The organism is Escherichia sp. MOD1-EC5189, from assembly GCF_002966045.1.
In the GTDB taxonomy this organism is placed as follows: Bacteria; Pseudomonadota; Gammaproteobacteria; order Enterobacterales; family Enterobacteriaceae; genus Escherichia; species Escherichia coli_F.
Genome location: NZ_PTRX01000040.1, coordinates 23121 through 32265 on the forward strand (window position 1 = coordinate 23121; position 9145 = coordinate 32265).

10 protein-coding genes are annotated in these 9145 nt (G+C 49.6%); all 10 read left to right on the top strand.

Going from position 1 to position 9145, the window contains the following annotated elements; genetic code table 11:
• Nucleotides 1–65: 65 nt before the first annotated feature.
• The 10 genes from nsrR (at nucleotide 66) to ATB02_RS23150 (ending at nucleotide 9084) form a co-directional block, all read left to right on the top strand.
• Complete coding sequence (gene nsrR / locus ATB02_RS23100; RefSeq protein WP_001177637.1) at nucleotides 66–491, top strand: nitric oxide-sensing transcriptional repressor NsrR; 426 nt, start codon at nucleotides 66–68, stop codon at nucleotides 489–491.
• A gap of 38 nt (nucleotides 492–529) precedes the next feature.
• A complete protein-coding gene (rnr, locus tag ATB02_RS23105) occupies nucleotides 530–2971 on the top strand; it encodes a ribonuclease R (RefSeq protein ID WP_105272306.1) in 2442 nt (813 codons plus the stop codon).
• A 180-nt stretch (nucleotides 2972–3151) separates the two neighbouring features.
• Entirely contained in the window at nucleotides 3152–3883 is a 732-nt protein-coding gene (gene rlmB / locus ATB02_RS23110; RefSeq protein ID WP_001293282.1) for a 23S rRNA (guanosine(2251)-2'-O)-methyltransferase RlmB, read from the top strand.
• A gap of 126 nt (nucleotides 3884–4009) precedes the next feature.
• Nucleotides 4010–4411: a YjfI family protein gene (locus ATB02_RS23120; protein ID WP_105272307.1), complete on the top strand. Its 402-nt coding sequence runs from the start codon at nucleotides 4010–4012 to the stop codon at nucleotides 4409–4411.
• An 18-nt stretch (nucleotides 4412–4429) separates the two neighbouring features.
• Nucleotides 4430–5128, top strand: a complete 699-nt coding sequence (locus ATB02_RS23125) for a PspA/IM30 family protein (protein WP_105272308.1) — start codon at nucleotides 4430–4432, stop codon at nucleotides 5126–5128.
• On the top strand, nucleotides 5128–6198 hold the full coding sequence (locus ATB02_RS23130) for a potassium channel family protein (protein ID WP_000466338.1): 1071 nt from the start codon (nucleotides 5128–5130) through the stop codon (nucleotides 6196–6198). Before ATB02_RS23125 ends, ATB02_RS23130 begins: the two co-directional genes overlap by 1 nt.
• Complete coding sequence (locus tag ATB02_RS23135; protein WP_039021170.1) at nucleotides 6195–6854, top strand: YjfK family protein; 660 nt, start codon at nucleotides 6195–6197, stop codon at nucleotides 6852–6854. Before ATB02_RS23130 ends, ATB02_RS23135 begins: the two co-directional genes overlap by 4 nt.
• A 17-nt stretch (nucleotides 6855–6871) precedes the next feature.
• On the top strand, nucleotides 6872–7270 hold the full coding sequence (locus tag ATB02_RS23140) for a DUF350 domain-containing protein (RefSeq protein WP_000547753.1): 399 nt from the start codon (nucleotides 6872–6874) through the stop codon (nucleotides 7268–7270).
• A gap of 9 nt (nucleotides 7271–7279) precedes the next feature.
• Complete coding sequence (locus tag ATB02_RS23145) at nucleotides 7280–7918, top strand: DUF1190 domain-containing protein (protein WP_000101673.1); 639 nt, start codon at nucleotides 7280–7282, stop codon at nucleotides 7916–7918.
• A gap of 2 nt (nucleotides 7919–7920) precedes the next feature.
• Nucleotides 7921–9084 (top strand): glutathionylspermidine synthase family protein, encoded by a 1164-nt coding sequence (locus tag ATB02_RS23150; protein WP_032185750.1) that lies wholly within the window; start codon nucleotides 7921–7923, stop codon nucleotides 9082–9084.
• Nucleotides 9085–9145 lie beyond the last annotated feature (61 nt).

Below are 9145 nucleotides of genomic sequence, written 5' to 3' on the forward strand. Positions count from 1 at the left end.
CAGCTTGTGGCTGGTTTATCATCAATATAAATGTATTTTTTCCCGCTTTCCCTTTTGAGGTTGATGTGCAGTTAACGAGTTTCACTGATTACGGATTACGTGCGCTGATCTACATGGCGTCATTGCCAGAAGGGCGGATGACCAGTATTTCTGAAGTGACTGACGTCTACGGCGTCTCCCGTAATCATATGGTCAAAATAATCAATCAACTTAGTCGTGCCGGCTACGTGACTGCTGTTCGTGGAAAAAATGGCGGCATTCGCCTGGGGAAACCGGCGAGTGCGATACGTATTGGTGATGTGGTGCGCGAGCTGGAGCCCTTATCGCTGGTGAATTGCAGCAGTGAGTTTTGCCACATTACACCTGCCTGTCGGTTGAAACAGGCACTTTCTAAGGCCGTGCAAAGTTTTCTTATGGAACTGGATAACTACACGCTTGCCGATTTGGTTGAAGAGAATCAACCGCTTTATAAATTATTGCTGGTGGAGTGACGAAAATCTTCATCAGAGATGACAACGGAGGAACCGAGATGTCACAAGATCCTTTCCAGGAACGCGAAGCTGAAAAATACGCGAATCCCATCCCTAGTCGGGAATTTATCCTCGAACATTTAACCAAACGTGAAAAACCGGCCAGCCGTGATGAGTTGGCGGTAGAACTGCACATTGAAGGCGAAGAGCAGCTTGAAGGCCTGCGTCGCCGCCTGCGCGCGATGGAGCGCGATGGTCAACTGGTCTTCACTCGCCGTCAGTGCTATGCGCTGCCGGAACGCCTCGACCTGGTGAAAGGTACCGTTATTGGCCACCGTGATGGCTACGGCTTTCTGCGGGTTGAAGGACGTAAAGATGATTTGTATCTCTCCAGCGAGCAGATGAAAACATGCATTCATGGCGATCAGGTGCTGGCACAGCCGCTGGGCGCTGACCGTAAAGGCCGCCGTGAAGCGCGTATTGTCCGCGTACTGGTACCAAAAACCAGCCAGATTGTTGGTCGCTACTTTACCGAAGCGGGTGTCGGCTTTGTGGTTCCTGACGACAGTCGTTTGAGCTTCGATATCTTAATCCCGCCCGATCAGATCATGGGCGCGCGGATGGGCTTTGTGGTGGTGGTTGAACTGACCCAACGCCCGACTCGCCGTACCAAAGCGGTGGGTAAAATCGTCGAAGTGCTGGGCGATAATATGGGCACCGGTATGGCGGTTGATATCGCCCTGCGTACCCATGAAATTCCGTACATCTGGCCGCAGGCTGTTGAGCAACAGGTTGCCGGGCTGAAAGAAGAAGTACCGGAAGAGGCGAAAGCTGGCCGTGTCGATCTGCGCGATTTACCGCTGGTCACCATTGATGGCGAAGACGCCCGTGACTTTGACGATGCAGTTTACTGCGAGAAAAAACGCGGCGGCGGCTGGCGTTTGTGGGTCGCAATTGCCGACGTCAGTTACTATGTGCGTCCGCCAACACCGCTGGATAGAGAAGCGCGTAACCGTGGTACGTCGGTCTACTTCCCTTCGCAGGTTATCCCGATGCTGCCGGAAGTGCTCTCTAACGGCCTGTGCTCGCTCAACCCGCAGGTAGACCGCCTGTGTATGGTTTGCGAGATGACGATTTCGTCGAAAGGCCGCCTGACGGGCTACAAATTCTACGAAGCGGTGATGAGCTCTCACGCGCGTCTGACCTACACCAAAGTCTGGCATATTCTGCAGGGCGATCAGGAGCTGCGCGAGCAGTACGCCCCGCTGGTTAAGCATCTCGAAGAGTTACATAACCTCTATAAAGTGCTGGATAAAGCCCGTGAAGAACGCGGCGGGATCTCATTTGAGAGCGAAGAAGCGAAGTTTATTTTCAACGCTGAACGCCGTATTGAGCGTATCGAACAGACCCAGCGTAACGACGCACACAAGTTAATTGAAGAGTGCATGATTCTGGCGAATATCTCGGCAGCGCGTTTCGTTGAGAAGGCCAAAGAACCGGCACTGTTCCGTATTCACGACAAGCCGAGCACCGAAGCGATAACCTCTTTCCGTTCAGTGCTGGCGGAACTGGGGCTGGAATTGCCTGGCGGTAACAAGCCGGAACCGCGTGACTACGCGGAACTGCTGGAATCGGTTGCTGACCGTCCTGACGCAGAAATGCTGCAAACCATGCTGTTGCGCTCGATGAAACAAGCGATTTACGATCCGGAAAATCGTGGTCACTTCGGTCTGGCATTGCAGTCCTATGCGCACTTTACTTCGCCGATTCGTCGTTATCCTGACCTGACGCTCCACCGCGCCATTAAGTATCTGCTGGCGAAAGAGCAGGGGCATCAGGGGAATACCACTGAAACCGGCGGCTACCATTATTCGATGGAAGAGATGCTGCAACTGGGTCAGCACTGTTCGATGGCGGAACGTCGTGCCGACGAAGCAACGCGCGATGTGGCTGACTGGCTGAAGTGTGACTTCATGCTCGACCAGGTAGGTAACGTCTTTAAAGGCGTAATTTCCAGCGTTACCGGCTTTGGCTTCTTTGTTCGCCTGGATGACTTGTTCATCGATGGTCTGGTTCACGTCTCTTCGCTGGACAATGACTACTATCGCTTTGACCAGGTAGGACAACGCCTGATGGGTGAATCCAGCGGTCAGACTTATCGCTTGGGCGATCGCGTGGAAGTTCGCGTCGAAGCGGTTAATATGGACGAGCGCAAAATCGACTTTAGCCTGATCTCCAGCGAACGCGCACCGCGCAACGTCGGTAAAACCGCGCGCGAGAAAGCGAAAAAAGGCGATGCAGGCAAAAAAGGCGGCAAGCGTCGTCAGGTTGGTAAAAAGGTAAACTTTGAGCCAGACAGCGCTTTCCGCGGCGAGAAAAAAACGAAGCCGAAAGCGGCGAAGAAAGACGCGAGAAAAGCGAAAAAGCCATCGGCGAAAACGCAGAAAATAGCCGCAGCGACCAAAGCGAAGCGTGCGGCGAAGAAAAAAGTGACAGAGTGATCATTACCCTCTTCAAACAGAAGAGGGGCAGATTGCTGACAAAATGCGCTTTGTTCATGCCGGATGCGGCGTGAACGCCTTATCCGGCCTACATAATCACGCAAATTCAATACATTGCAGGGATCATGTAGGCCTGATAAGCGTAGCGCATCAGGCAAAACGTAAACAACGAGTACATTAATGAGCGAAATGATTTACGGCATCCACGCAGTGCAGGCCCTGCTGGAGCGCGCCCCTGAACGTTTTCAGGAAGTCTTTATTTTAAAAGGCCGTGAAGATAAACGTCTGTTGCCGCTGATTCACGCCCTTGAGTCCCAGGGCGTGGTTATCCAGCTGGCAAACCGCCAATATCTCGACGAGAAAAGCGACGGTGCCGTGCATCAGGGCATTATCGCCCGTGTGAAGCCTGGACGTCAGTATCAGGAAAATGATCTGCCGGATCTGATCGCTTCGCTCGATCAACCGTTCCTGCTGATCCTCGACGGTGTGACCGATCCGCACAACCTCGGCGCGTGCCTGCGCAGCGCGGACGCCGCTGGCGTTCATGCGGTGATTGTGCCGAAAGATCGCTCCGCACAGCTCAACGCCACGGCGAAAAAAGTAGCCTGCGGCGCGGCAGAAAGCGTTCCGCTGATTCGGGTGACTAACCTTGCGCGCACCATGCGTATGTTGCAGGAAGAGAATATCTGGATCGTCGGTACGGCAGGTGAGGCGGATCATACGCTCTATCAGAGCAAAATGACCGGACGGCTGGCACTGGTGATGGGCGCAGAAGGTGAAGGCATGCGTCGCCTGACTCGTGAACATTGCGATGAGTTGATCAGCATCCCCATGGCAGGAAGCGTTTCTTCCCTGAACGTTTCTGTGGCGACAGGCATTTGCTTATTTGAAGCGGTGCGTCAGCGCAGCTAATTTCTCTGAATTATGAAAAACCATCCATATTTGGATGGTTTTTTTTTGTCTGGAGCTGGTAAGATAATTACGTGCTACAAATATTCATTTTATTAATATTTAAACTTAATTTATATGGAATAATATATGACATGGAATCCGTTGGCGCTGGCGACGGCGCTGCAAACTGTACCTGAACAAAATATTGATGTAACAAATGGCGAGAACGCATTAATTATTAAAATGAATGATTATGGCGATTTGCAAATCAATATTCTATTTACTTCCCGCCAAATGATTATCGAAACCTTTATTTGTCCGGTAAGTAGTATCAGCAATCCAGATGAATTTAATACCTTCTTATTAAGAAATCAGAAGATGATGCCGTTGTCATCGGTAGGGATCTCCAGCGTGCAACAGGAAGAGTATTACATTGTTTTCGGGGCGTTATCGCTTAAATCTTCTCTTGAAGATATCCTGCTGGAAATAACCACGCTGGTAGATAACGCTTTGGATCTTGCTGAAATTACAGAAGAATATTCACACTAATTACAAGGACAGGTATTTATGGGAATTTTAAAAACTTTATTTACGCTGGGTAAATCGGTGATCTCGCAAGCGGAAGAATCCATTGAAGAAGCACAGGGCGTTAGAATGCTTGAACAGCATATACGCGATGCCAAAGCAGAACTGGATAAGGCCGGTAAATCACGTGTCGATCTACTGGCAAGAGTGAAATTGAGCAACGATAAACTGAAAGATTTACGTGAGCGTAAAGCCAGTCTGGAAGCTCGCGCGCTGGAAGCGTTAAGCAAGAATGTTAATCCGTCGTTGATTAACGAAGTTGCTGAAGAAATCGCCCGTCTTGAGAATCTCATTTCCGCTGAAGAGCAAGTGTTGTCGAATCTGGAAGTCTCTCGCGATGGTGTGGAAAAAGCGGTTACAGCGACAGCACAGCGTATCGCTCAATTTGAGCAACAAATGGAAGTCGTTAAAGCTACTGAAGCCATGCAGCGTGCACAACAGGCCGTAACGACCTCTACTGTTGGCGCATCTTCCAGCGTTTCGACAGCGGCAGAATCCTTAAAGCGTCTGCAAACGCGTCAGGCCGAACGTCAAGCTCGCCTGGATGCTGCCGCACAGCTGGAAAAAGTGGCAGATGGTCGCGATCTTGATGAAAAACTGGCGGAAGCCGGAATTGGCGGTAGCAACAAAAGTAGCGCCCAGGATGTATTAGCAAGACTGCAACGCCAACAGGGCGAGTAATGTTCTTCTCATGGATCATTAAAACCTGCCGACGTCACCTTTCCAGGCTTACCTGGCCGGCATTGACTGGATTATTTACAGGACAGTATCTGTTTTGTTATCTGGTGTTAACTGCGTTGCATGAAGAGGCGTTGGTAGGTCAACTGAGTAATTTTATTTATTACTGCTCGGTTGTGGGATCAACGCTGGGGTTTGGTGATATCACACCCCAAACGGTGGGGGGACGTCTGTTCACAGCGCTCTGGCAGATTCCTGTGAGTGTTGGTTTATTTGGCGCTTTAATGGGAAAAGTCATTGCATTAGTGCAAGACATATTGGCGAAAGGAATGACGGGAATGGGCGACTACAGCAATTTGCGCAACCATATGCTGGTCATTGGATGGCGCGGGCATCAGACTGAAAAGATGATTTCATTATTGTTGTTTGATTCCCGAAGAGCATTTGGCCGGGTACTTTTGTGTGAGCGGGATGATATTCAACATCCGATGCCTGGAAATAATTGGGTCGATTTCATTCGTATTAGTAATTTTAATGATCCGCATGAACATACCCGCATGGGACTGGCAAATTGCCAAAGTGTCATCATCTTTTCGCAAACAGATGAGCAGACGTTCACGACCGCACTATCCCTGGCGGATTTTATTCCTGAAAGATGCCATATCGTCGCTTATCTGGAAGATGAACGCTACGCTCGTTTATTAGAGGTTCATTGTCAACGTATTGAAATAGTGCGAAATATTTCAGCAGAACAACTTTCCCGTTCAATACAAGATCCCGGTTCATCTCAATCAGTGGCATCGATTATGAATCCAATGCTGGGGGATACGGGGTTTGTTTTACCGATTCCTGAACGGGTTACCTCAATGCGTTATGGCGCATTGATGCATTATATGAAACTTCATCATGATGCCACCGTCCTGGGAATAAGCAGTTGTAAAAATGGTAGGGGAATGGAACTGAATCCAGTCATTGCAACGGAAGTTAAAGGCGGTATGTGGCTGCATCTTATTGGCAATAACCGTATTTTGGCTGAAGAAGTGGCATGGCAGGACATTGAGGGAAGCATATGACAAGTTTTTTCAAGCGTCTGTTTGGTAAGGATGATAAACCTGTAATCGCACGTGGCCCGCTGGGACTTCATCTCAATAGCGGCTTTACGCTCGACACGTTAGCGTTTCGTTTGCTGGAAGATGAATTGCTGATTGCGCTGCCGGGTGAAGAATTTACGGTAGCCGCTGTCAGCCACATCGATCTGGGCGGCGGTAGTCAGATTTTCCGCTACTACACTTCAGGCGATGAATTTCTGCAAATCAATACCACCGGCGGCGAAGATATTGATGACATTGATGATATCAAGCTCTTTGTCTATGAAGAGAGCTACGGTATCAGCAAAGAGAGCCACTGGCGCGAAGCGATCAACGCCAAAGCGATGGGGGCAATGACTTTAAACTGGCAGGAAAAACGCTGGCAGCGATTTTTTAACAGCGAAGAACCGGGGAATATCGAACCCGTCTATATGCTGGAAAAAGTTGAAAATCAAAACCACGCCAAATGGGAAGTGCATAATTTTACCATGGGCTATGAACGGCAGGTGACCGAAGATACCTGTGAATATTTGCTGTTAAATGGTGAGGAATCTTTTAACGATCTCGGCGAGCCGGAGTGGTTATTTTCGCGCGCACTGGGTGTTGATATCCCACTGACATCACTTCATATTATTGGTTAATTACAAGGACGTTTACGATGCATATACTGGATTCACTTCTTGCCTTTAGCGCCTATTTTTTTATTGGCGTGGCTATGGTGATTATTTTTCTGTTTATCTACTCCAAAATTACACCGCACAACGAATGGCAGTTAATCAAAAACAATAACACCGCGGCGGCACTGGCGTTCAGCGGAACATTGTTGGGGTACGTGATCCCCTTATCCAGTGCGGCAATCAATGCGGTGAGTATTCCAGACTATTTTGCATGGGGCGGGATTGCTCTGGTGATTCAATTACTCGTTTTTGCTGGCGTCAGGCTTTATATGCCCGCATTAAGCGAAAAAATTATTAATCACAATACCGCAGCAGGAATGTTTATGGGAACCGCCGCGCTGGCTGGCGGTATTTTTAACGCAGCTTGTATGACATGGTAATGGACGATCATGGCCAGAAAACGCAAATCAAGAAATAACAGTAAAATTGGTCACGGAGCGATCAGTCGCATTGGAAGACCTAATAATCCTTTTGAGCCGCGACGCAATCGCTACGCACAAAAATACTTAACGTTGGCGCTAATGGGCGGTGCAGCTTTTTTTGTATTGAAAGGTTGTGGCGATAGTGGTGATGTCGATAACGACGGTGACGGAACGTTTTACTCGACAGTGCAGGATTGTATTGATGACGGTAATAATTCAGATATCTGTGCTCATGGCTGGAACAATGCCAAAGCGGCATTTTATGCCGATGTTCCGAAGAATATGACTCAGCAGAATTGTCAGTCTAAGTACGAAAATTGCTACTACGACAATGTTGAACAGAGTTGGATCCCGGTCATTTCTGGATTTTTATTAAGCCGGGTTATTCGTAAAGATCGCGATGAGCCGTTCGTTTATAACAGCGGTGGATCCTCATTTGCTTCCCGCCCCGTCTGGCGCAATACTTCCGGTGATTACTCCTGGCGCTCCGGTTCTGGCAAAAAAGAGTCTTACTCCTCGGGCGGCTTTACCACCAGAAAAGCGTCAACTGTTTCTCGCGGCGGCTATGGTCGTTCTTCCAGCGCCCGTGGGCACTGGGGAGGCTAATCATGCTGAGACACAACGTTCCTGTACGACGGGATCTGGACCAGATCGCCGCCGACAACGGTTTCGACTTTCATATCATCGATAATGAAATTTATTGGGATGAGAGTCGGGCTTACCGCTTTACTCTGCGGCAGATAGAAGAGCAGATCGAAAAACCAACTGCGGAACTGCATCAGATGTGCCTTGAGGTGGTGGATCGTGCGGTTCAAGACGAAGAGATCCTGACGCAACTGGCGATCCCCCCGCTGTACTGGGATGTGATCGCTGAAAGCTGGCGCGCACGCGATCCTTCGCTGTATGGTCGGATGGATTTTGCCTGGTGTGGTAATGCGCCGGTGAAGCTGCTGGAGTACAACGCCGATACGCCGACCTCATTGTATGAGTCGGCTTATTTCCAGTGGCTGTGGCTGGAAGATGCCCGGCGTAGCGGCAGTATTCCGCGTGATGCCGATCAGTACAATGCCATTCAGGAACGCCTGATTTCGCGTTTTAGCGAGCTTTACAGTCGGGAACCGTTTTATTTCTGCTGTTGTCAGGATACCGACGAAGACAGGAGTACTGTGCTGTACTTGCAGGACTGCGCTCAGCAGGCTGGGCAGGAGTCACGGTTTATCTACATTGAAGATCTCGGTTTGGGCGTCGGCGGAGTACTGACCGATCTTGATGATAATGTCATCCAGCGTGCATTTAAGCTGTATCCGCTGGAGTGGATGATGCGTGACGATAACGGTCCGCTGCTGCGCAAGCGCCGCGAGCAATGGGTGGAGCCGTTATGGAAAAGTATCTTGAGCAACAAAGGTTTAATGCCGCTGCTTTGGCGCTTCTTTCCTGGTCATCCCAACCTACTTGCATCCTGGTTTGATGGCGAAAAACCGCAGATTGCCGCTGGCGAAAGCTATGTGCGTAAACCGATCTACTCACGCGAGGGCGGTAACGTCACCATTTTCGATGGTCAGAATAACGTCGTTGACCACGCTGAGGGTGATTATGCCGATGAACCGATGATCTACCAGGCATTTCAACCTCTGCCACGATTTGGCGATAGCTACACACTCATTGGTAGCTGGATTGTTGATGATGAAGCGTGCGGAATGGGGATCCGTGAAGATAACACGCTGATCACCAAAGACACCTCACGTTTCGTTCCGCATTATATTGCTGGCTAAGAATGTTTTAGCAATCTCTTTCTGTCAGGAATCCGTGGCAGTGACCATACTAATGGTGACT